The organism is Janibacter sp. GS2 (genome assembly GCF_051200835.1).
Classification (GTDB): Bacteria; Actinomycetota; Actinomycetes; order Actinomycetales; family Dermatophilaceae; genus Janibacter.
The window spans coordinates 1,453,903-1,474,104 of sequence record NZ_CP195161.1 but is presented as its reverse complement, the minus strand read 5'-3'; the positions used below and the strand labels follow the sequence as shown (position 1 = coordinate 1,474,104).

17 protein-coding genes are annotated in these 20,202 nt (G+C 68.6%); 10 read left to right on the top strand and 7 right to left on the bottom strand.

Annotated features, from left to right (window positions below):
* The first annotated feature begins 40 nt into the window (after positions 1-40).
* Both ACR9E9_RS07220 and ACR9E9_RS07215 read left to right on the top strand, forming a co-directional pair.
* Positions 41-700 carry a GDSL-type esterase/lipase family protein gene (locus tag ACR9E9_RS07220; RefSeq protein ID WP_435203126.1) on the top strand — a complete coding sequence of 220 codons (660 nt, stop codon included), beginning with the start codon at positions 41-43 and terminating at the stop codon, positions 698-700.
* 109 nt (positions 701-809) lie between these two features.
* Positions 810-2,075, top strand: a complete 1,266-nt coding sequence (locus tag ACR9E9_RS07215; protein ID WP_435203124.1) for an NRAMP family divalent metal transporter — start codon at positions 810-812, stop codon at positions 2,073-2,075.
* 180 nt (positions 2,076-2,255) lie between these two features.
* Here ACR9E9_RS07215 and ACR9E9_RS07210 read toward each other — a convergent pair whose 3' ends face one another.
* From ACR9E9_RS07210 to ACR9E9_RS07190, 5 genes are all read right to left on the bottom strand, one after another.
* On the bottom strand, positions 2,256-3,218 hold the full coding sequence (locus ACR9E9_RS07210) for an acyltransferase family protein (RefSeq protein ID WP_435203122.1): 963 nt from the start codon (positions 3,216-3,218) through the stop codon (positions 2,256-2,258).
* Between the two features lie 107 nt (positions 3,219-3,325).
* Positions 3,326-4,294 (bottom strand): hypothetical protein, encoded by a 969-nt coding sequence (locus ACR9E9_RS07205; RefSeq protein ID WP_435203120.1) that lies wholly within the window; start codon positions 4,292-4,294, stop codon positions 3,326-3,328.
* A gap of 191 nt (positions 4,295-4,485) precedes the next feature.
* Positions 4,486-5,487, bottom strand: a complete 1,002-nt coding sequence (rfbB, locus tag ACR9E9_RS07200) for a dTDP-glucose 4,6-dehydratase (RefSeq protein ID WP_435203118.1) — start codon at positions 5,485-5,487, stop codon at positions 4,486-4,488.
* 1 nt (position 5,488) lies between these two features.
* Entirely contained in the window at positions 5,489-6,886 is a 1,398-nt protein-coding gene (locus ACR9E9_RS07195; protein ID WP_435203116.1) for a sugar nucleotide-binding protein, read from the bottom strand.
* Positions 6,887-6,923: 37 nt separating this feature from the next.
* The gene (locus ACR9E9_RS07190; protein WP_435203114.1) at positions 6,924-7,721 is read right to left on the bottom strand and encodes an SGNH/GDSL hydrolase family protein; all 798 of its coding nucleotides are present in this window, start codon (positions 7,719-7,721) and stop codon (positions 6,924-6,926) included.
* A 35-nt stretch (positions 7,722-7,756) separates the two neighbouring features.
* On the opposite strand from ACR9E9_RS07190, the gene rfbA reads away from it, so the two are divergent.
* A complete protein-coding gene (gene rfbA / locus ACR9E9_RS07185; RefSeq protein ID WP_435203112.1) occupies positions 7,757-8,617 on the top strand; it encodes a glucose-1-phosphate thymidylyltransferase RfbA in 861 nt (286 codons plus the stop codon).
* Here rfbA and ACR9E9_RS07180 read toward each other — a convergent pair.
* Together ACR9E9_RS07180 and ACR9E9_RS07175 are read right to left on the bottom strand one after the other, a co-directional pair.
* Complete coding sequence (locus ACR9E9_RS07180; RefSeq protein ID WP_435203110.1) at positions 8,610-9,197, bottom strand: low molecular weight phosphatase family protein; 588 nt, start codon at positions 9,195-9,197, stop codon at positions 8,610-8,612. The genes rfbA and ACR9E9_RS07180 overlap by 8 nt on opposite strands.
* Before the next feature lie 32 nt (positions 9,198-9,229).
* A complete protein-coding gene (locus tag ACR9E9_RS07175; RefSeq protein WP_435203108.1) occupies positions 9,230-10,726 on the bottom strand; it encodes a polysaccharide biosynthesis tyrosine autokinase in 1,497 nt (498 codons plus the stop codon).
* 227 nt (positions 10,727-10,953) lie between these two features.
* On the opposite strand from ACR9E9_RS07175, the gene ACR9E9_RS07170 reads away from it, so the two are divergent.
* The 7 genes from ACR9E9_RS07170 (at position 10,954) to ACR9E9_RS07140 (ending at position 19,938) form a co-directional block, all read left to right on the top strand.
* On the top strand, positions 10,954-12,384 hold the full coding sequence (locus tag ACR9E9_RS07170; protein WP_435203106.1) for a polysaccharide biosynthesis tyrosine autokinase: 1,431 nt from the start codon (positions 10,954-10,956) through the stop codon (positions 12,382-12,384).
* On the top strand, positions 12,381-14,186 hold the full coding sequence (locus ACR9E9_RS07165; RefSeq protein WP_435203104.1) for a polysaccharide biosynthesis protein: 1,806 nt from the start codon (positions 12,381-12,383) through the stop codon (positions 14,184-14,186). Before ACR9E9_RS07170 ends, ACR9E9_RS07165 begins: the two co-directional genes overlap by 4 nt.
* Positions 14,186-15,358 carry a DegT/DnrJ/EryC1/StrS family aminotransferase gene (locus tag ACR9E9_RS07160; RefSeq protein WP_435203102.1) on the top strand — a complete coding sequence of 391 codons (1,173 nt, stop codon included), beginning with the start codon at positions 14,186-14,188 and terminating at the stop codon, positions 15,356-15,358. The genes ACR9E9_RS07165 and ACR9E9_RS07160 overlap by 1 nt, the downstream gene beginning before the upstream one ends.
* Complete coding sequence (locus ACR9E9_RS07155; protein ID WP_435203100.1) at positions 15,355-16,377, top strand: SDR family NAD(P)-dependent oxidoreductase; 1,023 nt, start codon at positions 15,355-15,357, stop codon at positions 16,375-16,377. The genes ACR9E9_RS07160 and ACR9E9_RS07155 overlap by 4 nt, the downstream gene beginning before the upstream one ends.
* A complete protein-coding gene (locus tag ACR9E9_RS07150; RefSeq protein ID WP_435203098.1) occupies positions 16,374-17,489 on the top strand; it encodes a polysaccharide biosynthesis C-terminal domain-containing protein in 1,116 nt (371 codons plus the stop codon). Before ACR9E9_RS07155 ends, ACR9E9_RS07150 begins: the two co-directional genes overlap by 4 nt.
* The gene (gene wecB, locus ACR9E9_RS07145) at positions 17,486-18,622 is read left to right on the top strand and encodes a non-hydrolyzing UDP-N-acetylglucosamine 2-epimerase (RefSeq protein WP_435203096.1); all 1,137 of its coding nucleotides are present in this window, start codon (positions 17,486-17,488) and stop codon (positions 18,620-18,622) included. Before ACR9E9_RS07150 ends, wecB begins: the two co-directional genes overlap by 4 nt.
* Positions 18,623-18,996: 374 nt before the next feature.
* Entirely contained in the window at positions 18,997-19,938 is a 942-nt protein-coding gene (locus ACR9E9_RS07140; RefSeq protein ID WP_435203094.1) for an O-antigen ligase family protein, read from the top strand.
* The last annotated feature ends 264 nt before the right edge of the window (positions 19,939-20,202 follow it).

The window sequence follows — 20,202 nt, the reverse complement described above, 5'->3', positions numbered from 1 at the left end:
TACCCCGACCGCACGAACCACCACCAGGAGCACCCCCGACGTGAGCGGCACCCCGATGACGGACGCAGCCGGCAACGAGTTCACCCCCAGCGCGACCTTCTCCACGGATGACGGACGAAGGGATCTCTCGCTGGTCTTCATCGGTGACTCCTTCGTGGCCGGTATCGGTGACGAGAAGGCGCTCGGCTGGACCGGTCGTGTCCTCGCCCGCACCGATCTCGGCGACGCCGTGCTGGCCCACTACAACCTCGGTCTGCGCGGGGAGACCTCCGGCGGGGTGGCCGAACGATGGCAGACCGAGGGGGTGCGCCGCTTCCACGACGCCGCCGAGCGCCGGCTGGTCCTCCAGATCGGGCACGGGGACGTCGCCGCGGGCACGTCGATCGCCCGCCACCGCCTCAACCTGGCCAATGTCCTCGACGAGGCCTCGAGCCAGGGAGTGGCGACCTTCGTCGTCGGTCCCCCGCCCACCGCCGACCCGGCGACCAACGACGCCCTGCGTCAGCTCGTCGACGCCCAGCGCGACGTCTGCGACCGGCGCGGGGTGACCTTCGTCGACACCTTCACCCCGCTCGTCGGCCACGACCAGTGGGAATCCGACCTCGCCTCCTCCGCCGACGGCGTCCACCCTGGCCAGGCGGGCTACGGCCTCATCGCGTGGCTGGTGCTCCACCACGGCTGGAACGAGTGGCTGAGCTGATCCCCCTTCGCCGGCCGGCCCCCCCTTCGCCGGTCGATGTAAAAGTGAGCGCTCGGGCGCTCGGATGCACATCGAGCCGGGCGGCGAACTCGGTGTTACGGTTCCGCGCATGAGTGTGCACGAAGTGACCCAGACCACGCCGCCCTCCACCTGGCGCAGCAAGTGGGCGGCGCTGGGCCCCGGCCTGCTGGCCGCCTCGGCCGCGATCGGGGCCTCGCACCTGATCTCCTCCACGCAGGCCGGTGCCCTCTTCGGCTGGCAGCTCGTCGGCCTGGTCATCCTGGCGAACGTCCTGAAGTACCCCTTCTTCCGCTTCGGTCCGCAGTACACCGCCGAGACCGGCCGCAGCCTCGTGGAGGGCTACGCCCGCCGGGGCAAGGTCTACCTGTGGGTCTTCTTCGTGCTCGCGGCGCTGTCCTCGGTGGTCTCGACCGCGGGCGTCGCGCTGCTGTGCACGGTGATCCTGGCCAACCTGCTCCCGGCGTCGTGGGCCGTGGGTATCCCGCTGCTGGCAACGGCACTGATCGTCATCACCTGGATCCTGCTCGTCGGTGGCCACTACGTCGCTCTCGACGGCGTCACCAAGGTCATCGTCACGCTGCTCGCCGTCTCCACGGTCATCGCCGTGGTCATGGCCGCGAGCCAGGGGGCGGTGCGCCAGCCGGGCTTCGAGGACCCCTCGCCGTGGACGCTGGCGAGCCTGCCCTTCCTCGTCGCCCTCATCGGCTGGATGCCGGCGCCGATCGAGATCAGTGCGCTCAACTCGATGTGGGTCCGGGCGAAGGGGGAGGACCGCACCGTCTCGACGAAGGACGTGCTCTTCGACTTCAACGCGGGCTACTTCACCTCGATGGTGCTGGCGGTCTTCTTCATCACCCTTGGCATGCTCGTGCAGTACGGCAGCGGCACCGAGTTGCAGATGGCCGGCGGCGCCTACATCCCGCAGCTGATGTCGATGTACGGCAGCGCCATCGGCCAGTGGGCGGTGCCGCTCATGGGGACCATCGCCTTCCTCGCGATGTTCGGCACCGTCATCTCGGTGGTTGACGGGTACGCCCGCGCCTGCGCCGAGTCGCTGCGACTGATCCGCGGCGCGCCCGAGATGAGCCGCCGGCACAAGGACGTGTGGATCACCGGCATCGCCGCGATCGGCCTGGGCATCGTCGTGTGGATGAGTGCCGAGCTGAGCACGATGCTGCGCTTCGCGATGATCAGCGCCTTCCTCACGGCGCCGGTCTTCGCCTGGCTGAACTTCTCCATCATCCGCAGCGAGCGCCCGCTCTCCCCCGCCATCCGGGTGCTCTCCTACCTCGGGCTCGCCTTCCTCACCGGCTTCGGTCTGCTCTTCATCGTCTCGGAGCTGGGCCTGCTCTGAGGGTGGCCGACCTCCTCTTCGCCTCGTCCTCCCTTCGCCTCGCCCCCCTTCGCCTCGCCCCCCTTCGCCTCGTTCGATGTACGAGGGTGAGCCTCAACGCTCGCGCGGACATCGACCGCAGGCCCGAAGGGAGCCCCGCTCCCCGAGTCGATGTCCCGGGGTGCGCCCGGGGGCTCGGGTTTACCTCGACGCAGCGGCTGCCGGGGCGGGGGCAGTGACGAGCGGAGCCGGTCGAGCACACCCGAAGGCCGCCCCGGCGCGCGTGCGCGCGAGCAGCAGGCCGATGACCCACGGCAGCACGACCGCGATCGCCGCCACGACCAGCGGCGGGTCGTCCCGGCCCAGCCACACGATGAGCGCGTGGAGCAGGACGACCGCGAAGCCCGTCTGGGCGAGCGCACCGAGCCGGTGGGCCCAGACACCACCGATGTGGATCGGCGCCATGACGAGGCCGGCACTGATGAGCACCGCCGCCACGAGGCCGGCCACCGGTGTCCCGTAGTCGATGAACTTCAGATCCAGGTCGCGGACCCAGGGCAACGCGGCCAGGGCGACACCCGCCAGCAGGGCGCCGGCCGCCCATCCGCCGTGCGACCCGACCCTGCGCAGCAGCCTCCCGGCGTGGACGAAGACCATGCACCCGATCCCCTGGGCGATGGCGAAGGGGGACTCGATCGCGATGTCGGGGAAGACCTGGACGAGGACGCAGGCCAGGACACCGACGGCGACCTGCGCCCACAGCGGGAGGCCGGTCGCCTCCAGCGCGCGGATGAGGACCACGGCGACGAAGAGCGCGGTGATGAACCAGAAGGCGGAGTACGGCTCGACCGCGTGGGCGCCTCCGGGCAGCTGTTCCTCGACCTTCTCCGTCTGGTCCCGGCCATGGGCGGCGAGCACGGCCCCGTAGACCACCGACACGACGACGAACCACGTCGCGTAGGGCAGGAGCAGGCTCTTGGCCCGGACGCGGATCTCCGACCGCACGCTGCGCCCGGTGCGCCAGAGCCACCCGGAGAGGATGAAGAAGATCGGCACGTGCCAGGGATAGACCAGCGCGGGGATCGGCGCGAGGGCCTCGATGTGCCCCAGCACGATGGCGATGGTCCCCACGACCCGGAGCAGATCGAGGTAGCCGTTACGCACCCGCGCAATGATGGTCGAGCTCTCGGCGCCTCCGCAAACGCTGCCCACGGCGCGGGGCGATGTACCCACGAGCGCCTCGACCCACCGTCATACATCGACCTGAGGGTTCAGGCCGAGCGCAGCCGACGACGGGAGAGGTTCGCCTGCGCCCATTCGGAGCGAAGGGCGCCCGCCAGCTGGTCCATGAAGGCCTCCTCGCTGAGCCGGAGCCCGATGACGTTGATCCGCAGGACCCGGTCGCCGTCGATGACGACGGCGTTGTCGCGCAGGTTGTCATCCACGGCGTTCAGCCCCCACCGGTGACCAGCGCCATCGATCTCGACGACCAACCCGTACTCCTCGAAGTAGACATCGAGATAGGCCCGCCCCCCGGGCAGGACCCGCAGCACCTGTCGGGTCGGCTCAGGCATCCCCCTTCGTCGGCAGGCCTGCGCGAACTCCAGCTCCCCCAAGGCCTGCGCCCCGTCCGCGATGTCGAGGGCGATGCCCCGGATGAAGGCGCGCCGCGTGCGGCCCCGCACCCGACGTCGAGCCGCGAGGAGCTGCGCCCCGGTGGCCAGGCGCTGCTGCACCGTCATCGCCATGATCGTCGCCGCCTGCCGATCGCTGACGGCCCAGTGCGCGGCCCGGATCGCCGCCACCGCCGGCGTGGTGCGCGGGAGTCCGACCCCGGCGACCTCCCCTTCGACGCGGCGGATCACCTTGTGCACCGCGACTCCCGAGATCGGCCCGACGTTGTGGTTGTGGAGCGCCGAGATGTGTACGCGGTCCTCGGTCCACCCCGTGAGCCCGGCCACCTGCAGCGCCGAGACCCCGTCGACGAGCGCGATGCCCTCCCCGGCCTCCCACACGGCCCGCCAGCGTTGCGCGAGGTCGTCGAGAGGAGCATCCCGGGTGCTGAAGGTCTGCCGGCCCACCCGCCTCCACCGGCCGGCCGCGACCTGGGCGGCCGCCTGGAACCGGGTGACGCCCAGCTGCCGCAGCCGTCGGTGGTCGAGCACGTGGCCGGTCTCCGCGGACACCTCCTGCACCCGACGGTGGCGCTCGATCGGGGACTCCCGTGGCGGCGATGACATGCCTGCACACTCGCGGTTCCCTTCGCTGCGCAGTGGGGTCGGGGCAACCCTGTGGACGAAGGGCGGGTGGCAGCGGCGCCTGTGCACAGCGAGTGGATGTCCAGGGGTGCGTCAGGACTCTCGGGGATACATCGACCCGCGAGGGGGCGGGGCGGGGCGGGGCGGGGGCGGGGCGCGAGGGCGAAGGGGGGTTACAGCACCCGCTCGGTGCGGGCGTAGGTCGCCTCGACGGCGTCCTTCTGCGGGCGCCACCAGTCCTCGTGGGTGCGGTACCAGTCGATCGTCGCGCGCAGGCCCTCGCGGAAGTCCCGGTACTGCGGTGCCCAGCCGAGCTCGGTGCGCAGCCGGGTGGCGTCGATGGCGTAGCGCCGGTCGTGACCCGGCCGGTCGGTGACGTGGTCGTAGTCGTCGCGCGGACGGCCCATGAGCGCGAGCACCTCCTCGACCACCCGGCGGTTGTCGACCTCACCGTCGGCGCCGATGAGGTAGGTCTCCCCCGCGACCCCCCGCTCGATGATCGTCCAGACCGCGCTGTTGTGGTCGTCGACGTGGATCCAGTCGCGCACGTTGAGCCCGTCGCCGTAGAGCCGCGGGCGCACCCCGTCGATGACATTGGTCACCTGGCGCGGGATGAACTTCTCGACGTGCTGGCGGGGGCCGTAGTTGTTGGAGCAGTTGGAGATCGTCGCCTCGATGCCGAAGGAGCGCACCCAGGCGCGCACGAGGAGGTCACTCGCCCCCTTCGTCGAGGAGTAGGGGCTGGACGGGTTGTACGCCGTCGCCTCGCTGAACCGCTCCGGGGAGTCGAGCGGGAGGTCGCCGTAGACCTCGTCGGTCGAGATGTGGTGGTAGCGCACGCCGTGGCGCCGCACCGCCTCGAGCAGCTCGTAGGTCCCCACGACATTGGTCTGCACGAAGGGCGAGGGGTCCACGAGCGAGTTGTCGTTGTGCGACTCGGCAGCGAAGTGCACCACCACGTCGGCGGCCCCCACCAGCGAGTCCACCAGCGGCGCGTCCGCGACGCTCCCGTGGACGAAGCGCACATCGTCGAGCACCCCCTCGAGCGAGACCGTGCTCCCGGCATAGGTCAGCGCGTCGAGGACCGTCACCTCCGCGTCCGACCGTGTCGCCAGCGTCTGGTGGACGAAGTTGCTCCCGATGAACCCGGCTCCCCCGGTCACGAGTACCCGCATGTCAGGCCATCCTCTCGAGGTGGGCGCGCAGCGCGTCGAGCTGGTCGGCCGGCTCGTACCCGGTCTGCGCGAGCTTCGCCAGGGAGAGCGTCGAGTGCCTCGGCCGGGCGCTGACGACCCGGCCCGCCGAGTACTGCTCGGTCGAGACCCCTGTGACGTCGCCGGGGTCGCGTCCGCAGGCGGCAAAGACCTCGCGCGCGATCTGCGCCCAGCTCAGCGGCTCGCCGGACTGGGTGACGTCGTAGGTGCCGAAGGGAGCCTGCCCCGCCAGCAGGTGCACGGTCGCCGCCGCGATCTCGGCGGCGAAGGACAGCCGCCCGACCTGGTCGTCGACGACCGAGGGCGAGACCCCTTCGCGGGCCAGGCGGGCCATCGTCGCGACGAAGTTGGCGCCGTCGCCGACGACCCACGAGGTGCGCAGGAGGTAGTGGCGCGGGGCGACGGAGACGGCGAGGTCACCGGCCCCCTTCGTCGTGCCGTAGGTCCCGAGCGGCGCGAAGGCCTCGTCCTCGTCGTGCACCTCGACGCTCCCGTCGAAGACGTAGTCCGAGGAGTAGTGCACGAGGGTGAAGCGCTCGGCCACCGCTCGCCGGGCCAGGTGCGCCGGCAGGTGGGCGTTGAGGCGCCAGGCGAGGCGGCCCCCGTCGTCGCTCTCGGCGTGGTCGACGGCGGTCATCGCCGCGGCGTTGATGATGACGTCGTGCGCGCTGAAGTCGTAGGCCGCCACGGACCGCGGGTCCGCGAGGTCGAGCTCGTCGCGGCCCGGCGCCACCGCGTGGGGCAGGAGCCGCAGGAGGGCACGCCCGATCTGACCGGCGCCCCCGAGGACGAGCACGGGACGGGGCGCGAAGGGGGTGACCTCCTCCAGTCGCGGGTTGCGGCGGTCCTTGTCGCTGATCTGCGCTCCAGCCGACCCGCTCTGCGCCAGGGGGATCGGCCAGTCGATCGCGGTGCTGGGGTCGTCGAGGGCGAGCGCGGGATAGGTCAGGTCGGGCCGCCAGTGCTCGTTGACGAGGTAGGAGTAGACGGTGTCGTCGGCGAGCGCCTGGTAGGAGTTGCCCACTCCCCGGGGGACGAAGACCGCGACGCTCTCGTCGACCTCGAGGGTGAACGTCCTCCCGAAGCCCGCGCCCTCCCGCAGATCGACCCACGCACCGAAGACGGACCCGTGGACGACGGTGACGAGCTTGTCCCACGGCTCGGCGTGGATGCCCCGGGTGGCGCCGCGTGTCGCGTTGTGGGAGACGTTGTGCTGGATGGGGCCGAAGTCCGGCAGACCGAGCGCGGTCATCGTCTCGCGCTGCCAGGCCTCCGTGAACCAGCCGCGCTCGTCACGGTGGACGGGCTTGCGGACGACGAGGAGCCCCGGGACCGGGGTGCGCTCGATGGTCGGTGCCATGGTCAGAGGCTAACGCGGTGGCCTGCCGGCGCTCCTCTCACCGTGGGGCGAGTGCCTCGCTCACCGTCTGGGCCCAGAGCTGAGAGCCGGCCCAGGAGGGGTTGAGGTTGTCCAGCCGCAGGTCCTCGGGCAGCAGCTCCGACTCCTCGAAGGCCTGCGCGATGTCGATGGTCGGCAGTCCCTTGTCCTTCGCCCACTCGGCGATCGCCTCGCGGGTCGGCGCATTGGCGTCCTCGGCCTGCGGGTTCTGCAGGATGACGACGATCGGCGCCTTGGGTGCGCGCTCGGCGATGTCGGCGCGCAGCTCCTCCAGGGCCTGCGTGGCCTCCTCCGGGGAGTCCTGGAAGTGCCCGTAGTTGAGCATCACGAGGTCAGGGTCCTCCGGCGGCCAGATCTCGTCCCAGTGCTCCGCGGGGTAGTCCGCGGTGGCCTCGAACATCGCGCCCGACCACACGCGCGTCTCCTCGAAGTCCACGTCGTAGCCCGACTCGGACTCGGTCTGCCAGGAGGCGACGGGGAGCTCCTCGGACTGGGCCCACTGGTGGACCCACTCGTCCGTGGCGTTGCCCGTCGAGTCCCCGAGCACGAGCGTGTGGGAGTCGTCCCGGGCGAAGGCCGTGCGGGCGTCGCCGAGGGTCCACTCCCCCTTCGCCTGCGTCGGGGAGCTGCTGGACGGGCTGGGCGAGGCCGACCTCGAGGCCGAGGCTCCGCCCCCTTCGGCAGCCGCACGGAAGTCGACGAAGACGAGCGTCCACAGCGCGCCCACGACCAACAACAGGGCGAGGACCGCCGCGACGGCGATCGCGGATGAGTTCCGAGCTCCGGTGCGCGCCATGGCCGCAGCGTACTGCCACGCACTACGCTGCGGGCATGCGCGGGATCATCCTCGCCGGGGGGACAGGGTCCCGGCTCCACCCGATCACCCTGGGGATCTCCAAGCAGCTCGTGCCCGTCTACGACAAGCCGATGATCTACTACCCGCTGAGCACGCTGCTGCTGGCGGGCCTCCGCGACATCCTCGTCATCACGACCCCGCACGAGGCGCCGCAGTTCGAGCAGCTCCTCGGGGACGGTAGCCGATACGGGGTGTCCATCTCCTATGCGCAGCAGCCGAGCCCGGACGGGCTGGCCCAGGCCCTCCTCATCGGCGAGGAGCATCTCGACGGCGGTCCGGCGGCCCTCGTGCTCGGCGACAACATCTTCTACGGGCCGGGTCTGGGCACCCAACTGCGTCGCTTCCACGACATCGAGGGGGCCGCGATCTTCGGCTACCAGGTCAGGGACCCGAGCGCGTACGGCGTCGTGGACTTCGACGAGCTCGGTCGGGCGACCTCCCTGGAGGAGAAGCCGGTCGCCCCGAGGAGCCGGTACGCCGTCCCGGGTCTGTACTTCTACGACAACACCGTCGTGGAGCGGGCCCGGGCGTTACGCCCCTCCGCGCGAGGCGAGCTGGAGATCACCGACCTCAACCGCACCTACCTGGACGAAGGCCGGTTGCACGTCGACCTCCTGACGCGCGGCACCGCGTGGCTGGACACCGGCACCTTCGACTCGCTCAACGACGCGGGCGACTACGTGCGCACGCTCGAGAGCCGGCAGGGCCTGAAGATCGGCTGCCCCGAGGAGGTCGCCTGGCGGATGGGTTTCGTCGACGACGACGGCCTGCGCCGGATCGCCGAGCCCTTGGTCAAGAGCGGCTACGGCCGCTACCTCCTCGACCTGCTCAGCTGAACTGCGCCTCGAAGGCCACGATCCGCTCGACAGCCGCGTCGACCTCTTCGGCCATCGCGTCGAAGGCCTTCTGCGGCCGCCGGAAGGGGTCGGCGATGTCGTCCACGCCGTCCTCGACCCGGCTCAGCCCACGCTCTCGCGCCAGGTGCGACGGGAGCGCCCCCCACCGGTCCTCGGGGGTGGTCAGCCCGGCCAGGCGCTGGGTCCACGGCTCGCGGGCGTCGGCGGAGTCGAGCAGCCGGGCGAACTCCTTGAGGGTGAAGGCGCGCTTGAGGTGCCGCGGCGAGTAGGAGAGCACGATCTTGCGGTGGGCGACCTCGAGCGGGAGGACGACGTCGATGTCGGCCAGCATCTGCTCGGAGATCTGCCGAGCGGCGAAGCCGTCGGAGTCGATGCCGTGCCAGTCGAGGATCCCGGCGCTTCCCGGGTCGACCGGGTTGCCCACCATGGCGTGGGTCCCGGCGCTGGTCACCACGAAGGCCCCCGGCCGCACGGCATCGAGGGCGTGCTGCAGCGCGAGGTGCGCGTACGGAGACCGGCAGATGTTGCCGGTGCAGACGGTCAGGATGCGGACGCTCATGGGCCCATCCTGCCCCACGACGTGGTTGCGCCTCAGCGGACCTTGCTGCGTTTGGAGTGGCGTCTCTTGACGTCACGGCGGCTCATCACGGCCGGGCTGGCCTCGGCCTCGTACACGTAGTCGTCGGTGTACGTCTTCGCGTAGCCGTACTCCACGTCGCCGTAGCGGATCCGGTCGACGCGGCTGGTGGAGGCCTGGTTGAGGATGGCCCCGAGGACCTTGCCCTCCACCGCGCGGAGGGAGACCGCTGCGCGCTCGAGTGCCTCCTTGTGCGTCTTGCCGGCGGCCACGACGAGGACCGCGCCATCAGCACTCCGGGTGAGCAGCGTGGCGTCGGTCACCGGCAGCAGCGGCGGCGCGTCGAGCACGACGAAGTGCTTCTCGGACAGCTCGGCGATGAGCACCTCCATCCGGTGGGACCCAAGGAGCTCGGAGGGGTTGGGCGGGGTGGACCCCGCCGTGAGGATCTGCAGGCCGGGGACGTCCGTGGTCTGCATCGCGTCGGCCAGGGGCAGCGTCCCGGCGAGCACCTCGGTGAGCCCGACGCTGCCATCGAGGTCGAAGGCACGGGCGACCGCGGACCGGCGCAGGTCCGCGTCGATGAGCACGACCTGCTCGCCGGACTCGGCCAGGACGGTGGCCAGGCTCGAGGCGACCGTCGACTTGCCCTCGCCCTGGTTGGCGCTGGTCACGACGATCGACCGCGGCTGGTGGTCGACGTCGACGAAGCGCAGGTTCGTGCGCAGCTTCCGCAGCGCCTCGCGCTCGTGGAAGGCCTTGGGTCGGCGCGCCTCGCCGCGCTCGGAGCCAAGGTCCTTGCTCACGGGCAGCACCCCGAGCACGCCGGTCCCCGCGGCCTCCTCGATGTCATCGACGTGCCGCACCTTGGTGTCGTTGTAGTGACGCACCGCGGCCACTGCGTAGCCGACGAGGAGGCCGATGATCAGGCCGAGCGGCAGGATCCGCAGCGGGTCCGGAGACGTGGGCGAGGTGGGCAGGATCGCGGACTCGTTCGGCTTGATGAGCACCTGCGCCTGCGACTTCACGGTGCGCGTCTCACCGTCGGCACCGACGGTCTCCCGGGTCGGTCCGGACTCCTCGATCCGCTTCGCCTCTGCGGCCGCCGCGACGACGACGGCGTCCGCGATGTCACGCGCCTCCTTCGGCTCACCGGCGACGGCGGAGACCTCGATCGTCACCCCGTCGGGAGGCAGTGTCGCGGTGATCCTGCTCGCCAGCGCCTGGGGTGTGCTGTCCAGTCCCAGGTCGTCGATGACCGCCTCGGTCACGTTGCGGTTGGTGAAGAGCGTGACGTAGGCCGCTGCCTTCTGCTGGGCCAGCGTCTGCGACGAGTACGACTCCCCGATGCTCTGTCCTCCACCCGCCGTGACGTAGCCACCGGCTGTCGCGGTGTACTCCTTGTCCTGCAGGAGCATCCAGCCGTAGGCGAGGACGAGGCCCGCCACGGTGAAGGCCACGATGGTCACCATCTGGCGGCGGGTCAGCTTCCAGAGATCTTGCAGGGTCACGCGGTCTCCTCGCACTGAGTACCCGTCGTTGGTCCACGACGACCGGCGCCTCCCCGACGCCGCAGGTCAGTGTAGTGCGCCGGTCCAGCCCCCGGAGAGGGCGAAGGGGGCCGGCAGACGCTCGCGGCGCGTGCGTCCGCGCTCGATGGGGGAGATCGTGCCGGGAGCCGCGCGCTGTGGGAGACTCGCACCTGTTTGCGACACTCAATGAGGAAGGCCCCGAGCGCGTGGAGCTGCAGGACTATCTGAAGATCCTCAGGAAGCGATGGCTGACCATCGTCATCACCACCCTCGTGGCCATGGGGCTCGCGGCGGCAGTGACCGCGCTGCAGACGAAGCAGTACACCTCGAGCACCCAGTTCTTCGTCTCCGTCTCGGGGGCGGACACCGCGGCGCTGCAGCAGGGCAGCACCTTCACGCAGCAGCGAGTGAAGTCCTACGCCTCACTGCTCACGACGCCCCGGGCGCTCGACCCCGTCGCCAAGGAGCTCGGGGACGGCTCGGATGTGAGCGACCTCGCCGACAAGATCACCGTCACCACACCCCCGGAGACCGTCCTCCTCGAGGTCGAGGTCACCGACACCGACCCCGAGCACGCCCAGGAGATCGCCACCGCCATCGGCGAAGCCTTCCCCGAGACCGTCTCGGACATCGAGCGCCCGGCAGGTGACGGCAAGGCCTCCCCGATCAAGGTGTCGATGGTCAAGCAGGCCACGACGAGCGACACCCCGGTGAGCCCGCAGCCACTGCGCAACCTCGGCCTCGGCCTCGCGCTCGGCCTGCTGCTCGGTCTCGGGCTCGCGATGGTCCGCCACCTGCTCGACACGACGGTGCGCACCGACGACGACGTCGAGGAGATCACCGACGAGCCGATCATCGGCGCGGTGCACTTCGACCCGCGGGCCGGCAAGGAGCCGCTCATCGTCGAGTCGGACCCCTCCTCCCCCCGGTCGGAGGCCTTCCGCGCCGTGCGGACCAACCTCATGTTCGTCGATGCGGCCAACCACCCGCGCACGATCCTGCTCACCTCATCCATCCCCGGCGAGGGCAAGTCGACGACGATCGCCAACCTCGCGCTCACCCTGGCCAAGTCGGGCTCGAGCGTCTGCCTCGTCGAGGGCGACCTGCGCCGGCCCCGACTCCTCGAGTACCTCGGCCTCGAGGGTGCCGCCGGCCTGACCGACGTCCTCATCGACCGGGCAGGACTCGATGACGTCCTCCAGCCCTACGGCGTTGACAAGCTCGAGGTCGTGGGTGCCGGGGCGATCCCACCGAACCCGAGCGAGCTGCTCGCCTCCGACTCCATGAGCCGGGTGCTGACCCAGCTGTCGGCCCGCTTCGACTACGTCCTCATCGACACCCCGCCGGTCCTGCCGGTCACCGACGCGGTCGTGCTCAGCACGAAGGTCGACGGCGTCATCGTGCTCGTCGGGACGACGATCGTGCGCAAGGAGCAGCTCGAGGCGACGCTGGAGTCCCTCGGCGCGGTCGACAACACGATGCTGGGCCTCGTGCTCAACCGGGTGGGCCACAAGTCCTCGGGTGGGTACGGCGCGGGGTACTACGGCTACTACGACGCCGAGACCCACCCCACCTCCCGCAACGCACGCAAGCAGCAGAAGTCACGACGCCTGCTGTCGGCGAGCGGTTCCCCGTGAGGGCACTGCTCTCCCCCAGCGCCCGCAACCGCTGGTTGTGGGCACTCATCGACCTGGTGGTGCTCTTCGGGGCCTTCGTCCTCGCCGCCTGGTTGCGCTATGACTTCGATCCTGCGGCGACCTTCACCATGCCCGTGGCACGGCTCATCGGGGTCGCTGCCGCCGGTCACGTCCTCGTCGGTGGGCTCGTCGGCCCCTACGCCGTCGGCCACCTGCGCGGCTCCTACGAGGAGATCATCGACCTGACGAAAACGGTCGCGCTGTGGACGGTGCCCCTGCAGCTGATCAGCCTCCTGGGCCCGTGGAGTCTCGGCCCTCGCTCCCTTCCGCTCACAGCGGGCAGCCTCGCGCTGCTCGGGATGTTCGGCGCCCGATTCGTCATCCGCGCGACACGCTCCCGCATCGATCCGCGCTCGGGTGCCGATGCCCGGGTCCTCGTCTTCGGCGCGGGCGAAGGAGGACGCCAGCTGGTGCGGTCCCTGGTACGGGACCAGACCGGACAGATGGCGCCGGTCGGTCTGCTCGATGACGACCGCAGCAAGAAGCGCATGCGCATCGACGGCGTGCGAGTGCTCGGGACCGCCGCGGACCTGACGCGGGTGGCGGAGTGGACCGAGGCGACGACGCTGGCGATCGCGGTCCCCAGCGCGAACCCGGACCTCGTCCGCTCGCTGCAGTCGGACGCGCGAGCCGCAGGGCTCGAGACCAAGATCCTCCCCCCGGCCGAGGAGCTCCTCGGTGGCATCGGCGGCAGCGATCTGCGCAGCCTCGACCTCGCCGACTTCCTCGGACGGCGTCCCATCGAGCTCGATGCCGCGGCGATCGCGGACACGATCTCCGGGCGCACCGTCCTCGTGACCGGCGCCGGTGGCTCGATCGGCTCGGAGCTGTGCCGTCAGATCAGCAAGTTCGGCCCGAAGAAGCTCGTGATGCTCGACCGGGACGAGTCGGCGCTACACTCCGTCCAGCTCTCCGTCACGGGGCAGGGTCTCTTCGAGGGCGATGACGTCGTCCTGGGCAACATCCGCGACGCCGACCGGATGATCGAGGTCTTTCGGATCCACCACCCCGACGTCGTCTTCCACGCGGCGGCCCTGAAGCACCTTCCCCTGTTGGAGATGTACCCCGAGGAGGCGTGGAAGACCAACGTCCTCGGCACGCTCAACGTGCTGCGGGCGGCCCACCTCGTGGGTGTGTCGACCTTCGTCAATGTCTCGACGGACAAGGCGGCCAACCCCTCGTGCGTCCTCGGCTACAGCAAACGCCTCACGGAGCGGCTGACGGCGGACTTCGCCGCGAAGGACGACAACACCTACGTCAGCGTGCGCTTCGGCAATGTGCTCGGCTCGCGCGGGTCGGTCATCACGGCCTTCACTGCCCAGATCGAGCGCGGCGGCCCGGTGACCGTCACCCACCCGGACGTCGAGCGCTACTTCATGCTCATCCCCGAGGCGTGCCAGCTCGTCCTCCAGGCGGCCGCGATCGGTCGCGACGGAGAGGTCATGGTCCTCGACATGGGCTCGCCGGCCAAGATCCAGGACGTCGCGACGACCCTCATCGACCTGTCGGGGCGCACGGGTATCGAGATCGTCTACACCGGTCTACGGCCTGGGGAGAAGATGTCCGAAGAGCTCTTCACCCCCGGGGAGGACATCCGGGCGACCGACCACGAACTCGTCAACAGCGTGAGTGTCCCCACGATCGACGGCGACGCCGTCGCCGCCGTGCGGCACCCCTCGGCTGCGGCGTCAGCAGCGTGGATGAAGGACGTCACCGAGCCGACCATCGAGGTACCTGCCTGATGACCGACCGCATCCTCATGTCCCAGGCCCTCGTGGGCGAGGCCGAAGAGCGGTACGTGCTCGACGCGCTGCGCTCCGGCTGGGTCGCGCCCCTGGGGCCGCACGTCGACGCCTTCGAGCGCGAGGTGGCAGAGCGCGTCGGCGTCGAGCACGCCCTTGCACTGAGCTCGGGGACAGCGGCCCTGCACCTCGCCCTGATCCACCTGGGAGCCACCCCGGGTACGAAGGTGGTCCTGTCGAGCATGACCTTCGCCGCCACGGCCAACGCCGTGGCGTACACCGGCGCTGATCCCGTCTTCGTCGACGCCCAGGGCTCGGACGGCAATGTCGACGCCGCACTGATGCTCGAGGCGGTGCGCACCCTCCAGGCCGACGGCGAGAGCGTGGTCGCCGCCATCCCGGTCGATCTCTTCGGCCGGGCCGCGGACTACGGCGTGCTCGAAGGGGGCCTCGCCGAACTGGGCGTGCCGCTCCTCGAGGACGCGGCCGAGGCCCTGGGCGCGTCGCTGGACGGACGAGCAGCGGGCTCCTTCGGCCAGGCCTCCGCCCTCTCCTTCAACGGCAACAAGATCATGACGACCTCCGGCGGGGGGATGCTCCTCAGCGACGACGAGGAGCTCATCGCCCATGCACGCAAGTTGTCGACCCAGTCGCGTGAGCCTGCCCCGTGGTACGAGCACGCCGAGATCGGCTACAACTACCGGTTGTCCAACATCCTCGCAGCGATCGGCCGGGGGCAGTTGGAGCGACTGGACCCGATGATCGCCCGTCGCCGCGAGATCCGCACGCGCTACGCACAGGCCTTCGCTGACCTCCCGGTGCGCTTCCTCGGACGTGACGGCGAGCGTGACGACGCCAACGACAACTGTTGGCTGACCACCGTGGTCCTCGACCCGACGCTGGTTGAAGAGCGGCGAGGGAGCCTCGGAACCACAGCTGACACTGTCGTGGCCGCGATGACCGCGCAGGAGATCGAGGTCCGGCACCTGTGGAAGCCGATGCACCTTCAGCCCGTCTTTGCTGAGGCCCGCTCCTTCACCAACGGAACCTCTGCCGATCTGTTCCGGTGGGGTGTCACCCTGCCGAGCGGACCCGCCCTGACCGATGACCAGATCGACCGGGTGGTCAGCGCTCTCGCGTCGGTCCTGACCACTTCGACGGGAGTGACATGAACGACTTCAACGGCGCGACCGTGACGATCACGGGGGGCACCGGCTCCTTCGGCAAGACCATGGTCCAGCACCTCCTCGAGGATGGTGTGGGCCAAGTGCGCATCCTCAGCCGCGACGAGGCGAAGCAGGACGAGATGCGTCAGGAGCTCGACGACGGCCGGGTGCGGTTCTTCATCGGCGACGTCCGCGACCGGCACAGCGTCGACAGCGCCATGGGCAGTGCTGACTTCGTCTTCCATGCGGCCGCGCTCAAACAGGTCCCCAGCTGTGAGTTCTTCCCGGACCAGGCGGTCAAGACCAATGTCGTCGGCAGCCAGAACGTCGTCGAGTCAGCCCACGCTCACGGCGTTCGCTCCGTGGTGTGTCTCAGCACGGACAAGGCCGTCTATCCCGTCAATGCCATGGGGATGAGCAAGGCGCTCATGGAGAAGACCGCCCAGGCGTTCGCCCGAAACACCCCCGGCTCCCCCACGACCGTGTCGGTCACGCGGTACGGCAATGTCATGTACTCGCGAGGCTCGGTCATCCCCCTCTTCGTCCGTCAGATCCGGGAGGGCAAGCCGCTGACGATCACGGAGCCGAGGATGACTCGCTTCCTCATGTCCCTCGAGGAGTCGGTCGATCTGGTCAAGCACGCCTTCCTCCACGCGGAACCCGGTGACCTGTTCGTCAAGAAGGCTCCCGCGTGCACGGTGGACACCCTGGCCCGTGCCGTGGCGGAGCTCATGGGCGTCCCGTGCGATATCCGCAGGATCGGCATGCGACACGGGGAGAAGATGTCCGAGACGCTCCTCTCCCGCGAGGAGATGCTCAAGGCCACCGACCAGGGCGACTACTTCCGCGTCCCCCTCGATGCTCGGAGCCTCGACTACTCGAAGTATGTCGACGAGGGAGAGGACCATGCTGCCGAGGCTGCGGACTTCGACTCGGACAACGCCGAGCAGATGGACCTCGAGCAGACCAAGGCCCTCGTATCCCAGCTGCCGGAGATGCAGCAGTTCCTTGGGGTGCGTGCATGAGGATCGTCCTGACCGGTGCTGAGGGTTTCCTCGGATGGCACACCCGCCTGAGGCTCCACGCACTCACCGAGCACGAGGTCATCCCCGTGGGACGCGGCGAATGGCCCCACCTGGCGGAGCTCATCGCTGGAGCCGACGCGGTGATCCACATCGCCGGAGTCAACCGCGCCGCCAGTGACGACGAGGTCGCTGGGGGCAACGTCGAGTTGGCCCAGAGTCTGGCCTCGGCCATCTCGGCAAGGGGCTCTGCTCTTCGCGTGGTGTACGCCAACTCGGTCCAGGCCGGAAACGGCACGCCCTACGGGACCGGCAAGCAGGAGGCCGGCCGCATCCTTGAGCGGTCCACGACCAGCAGCGGGGGCCATTTCGTCGACGTGCGTCTACCCAACATCTTCGGAGAGCACGGTCGGCCGAGGTACAACTCCTTCGTCGCCACCTTCGTCCACGCCACGGTCGAGGGCGACGACGTGACGATCAACGACAACCAGGTGGGCCTCCTCCACGTCCAGGACGCCGCGCAGTCGCTGATCGACGGGCTGACACACGACGAAGACTCCATCGCTCCCACGTCGGACAGTCACGATGTGCAGGAGGTGTGGGACCTGTTGCAGGAGTTCCACGCGAGCTACGTACCCACCGGTGAGATCCCCGACCTGTCGACGAAGTTCCGCATCGACCTGTTCAACACCTACCGGGCAGCACTCTTCCCCGGCCACTACCCGCTCCATCTGGTTCCCCACACCGACCCCCGGGGTTCCTTCGTCGAGACCGTCCGGTCTCGTGGTGGCGAGGGGCAGTCCTCGTTCTCGACAACCGTCCCTGGAGTCACCCGCGGGGAGCACTACCATCTGTCGAAGATCGAGAGGTTCGCCGTCATCCGCGGCACGGGCACGATGGAGCTGCGCAAGATGTTCACTGACGAGGTGCTCACCTTCGAGGTTCACGGCGACTCGCCCGTGGCCATCGACATGCCCGTCGGGTGGGTCCACAACATCACGAACACCGGTGACGAGATCCTCTTCACGCAGTTCTGGAGCCATGAGTTGTTCCGGCCGGAGGCTCCGGACACCTTCCCCGAGCCAGTCCGAGCGAAGCAGGAGCAGCGTCCATGAAGGTCATGACGGTCGTCGGGACCCGGCCCGAGCTGATCCGGCTCTCCCGAGTGCTGAGTCGCCTCGACTCCACCGAGGGCATCGACCACGTCCTCGTCCACACCGGGCAGAACTACGACTACCAGCTCAACCAGGTCTTCTTCGATGATCTCGGCATCCGCAAGCCTGACCACATGCTCGGCGTCGACACGAGCTCCCTCGGAGCAGTGCTCGGTGGCACCCTCGTGGCGGTCGAGGCCGTCATCCGCGACGAGCAGCCGGACGCCCTGCTCGTCCTCGGTGACACCAACTCCTGCATCGCCGCCCTCATGGCCCGTCGGATGAAGGTTCCCGTCTACCACATGGAGGCCGGCAACCGATGCTTCGACCTCAATGTGCCGGAGGAGACCAACCGCCGTCTTGTCGACCACGTCGCCGACTTCAACCTCGTCTACACGGAGCACGCCCGTCGCAACCTCCTGGCTGAGGGGCTCCACCCTCGCCGGATCCTGAAGACGGGCTCACCGATGCGCGAGGTCCTCGATGCGTACCGCTCCGAGATCGACGCGTCCACAGTTCTCGAGGACAAGGGACTGAGCGAAGGGGGGTACTTCCTCGTGAGCGCGCACCGTGAGGAGAACGTCGATTCGCCCGAGCGGCTCAGGATGCTACTTGACTGCCTTACCGCAATCCACTCTCATTTCGGGCTTCCCGTCTTCGTCTCGACGCACCCGCGTACACGCAAGCAACTCAAAGCTCTCCCCGACTGGAGCACGCCCGACGGAATCACCTTCAGCGAGCCACTTGGATTCCACGACTATAACAAGCTCCAACTCTCGGCCTCTTGCTGCCTGAGCGACTCTGGCACGATCGCCGAGGAGTCCGCGCTCCTCGGCTTTCCCGCAGTTACTCTGCGCGACTCCATCGAACGGCCCGAAGCGCTCGAAACCGGCGGCATCATGATGACTGGCCTTAATTCCGACAACGTTGTAGCAGCAGTCCAGGTCACAATGAAGTCAGTCTCCACTCACGGCGGCATCAGTCACCTCACGCCAGACGATTACATGATTGACAACACCAGTGAGCGGACTGTTAAGTATATCCTCTCAACCGCCAGTCGACACCGACTGTGGGCCGGCATAAGGAACCGGTGAGCGGCATGCGAAGTACACCGCAGCGCAGCATCGAAGAAGTCTGGCCGCATACCTCTCCCCGGCAAACCAAGTTCCAGCTGCTCGGCCTGTTTCTTATCCCGCCGCTTGCTGCCCTTGGCCCGTGGGCCTCATTCACCCCAGGCGCCGAGCTCTCCCCCTACTTCTTTCGCATTCTTCTGTTGCTGCTGTTAGTGCCCGGACTTAAACGACTGTCAGCGTCGTTACCGGACATGCCATCAGGGATCCGGCGCAGCGTCTGGGCGGGCACAGCTCTAATGGGCTGGGGGGCCCTCGGCCTGCTGTGGACCCCAGACGTCGCCGTAGGATCTCGAAATCTGATTAGCATCGGCCTAGGGCTATTGACGGTCTTTGTCATGCTTGGACTCTCCGGAGGCTCCCCCCGTGCGGTATCCGCGCTCCGGTGGGGCTTTCTCGCTGCACTATTGACCACCGGAGCCGTCGGGCTGTGGGAGATAAGCACCGGCTCACACCTACGTGAGTTCTCCGACGGCGCCTACGCTTTCAGCGCCTCTTCAATCGCTTCCACATTCATCAACCCGAACAACTATGGGGCTTTCCTTTTGGGCACACTGGGACCCACCCTCATGATCATCGCGAGAGTGCGGAATCTGCTACCCCAACTTATCGTATGCTTCATCCTCGCAGGGTCCCTACTCCTCGCGATAAATACCGAAAGCCGAGGCGCCGTTTTCGGAATTATCATAATCCTGGCTATAGCCTCAGTGGCCCTTGCGGCCTTTAATGTCGGATACTTCATTACCGCTACCCTCGTCGCCAGCCCCATAGTAATCGTCGGATCGCTCCTCTTTACAACTCGCATTCGCCTCGTCATTGAAAACATCACCTCCGGAGCCGACGCCTCGAGTGATGCCACAAGGGTCCTTCTTGGAAAGCAGGCGATCACCTACCTTTTCGAGAGCGGAGGAGTTGGCAAGGGACCAGGCTCCTTCTTGGCGACGCTGGAGATGGATTCTGACTGGGCATCCGTGATCACGCCCGCACACAACACTTTCGCTCAGACGGGAGCGGAGTACGGCTTGCCCGGACTCGTCGCCCTCCTTGTCATCTTGGGGACAAGTATGGCGACCTTTCTCACGCCAAGCCAATCAGGCGCTCAACGGCTAATTCAATTCGAAATGGTAGTCTGCTTCAGCGCGCTCTGCGGGGCAGCTTTGATCGCGAGTTCGGTCCTCGGTGACCCGTCGTGGTGGGTCTTGATCGGCTATCTGCTGTGTCTAACATGGCAGTTTCGCAATATCTCCGCGATCCCTACATTCAAGGGCCCCTCAGCGTGACGCTCGCTACCAGCGCGGGGGCCCTCGTCCGACCCATCCGTCTGGAGAGCCCGGACCCCGCTCCAGCCCGTTGGCGTGCGGTGCTGACGACGTCAAGCCTGATCCTTCAAGGCTTGGTACGCCTTGCGATCTCCGTCCTTGTCGGGAAGGAAGCTGGTCCTTCTGCCCTCGCTCAGATCGCGGCCGGCCTCGCTGCGGCAAGCATCCTCTCGCTCCTCTGGCCGAGCGCCACGGGAGCCGCTGCGTCCAGGTTCATAGCCGCTG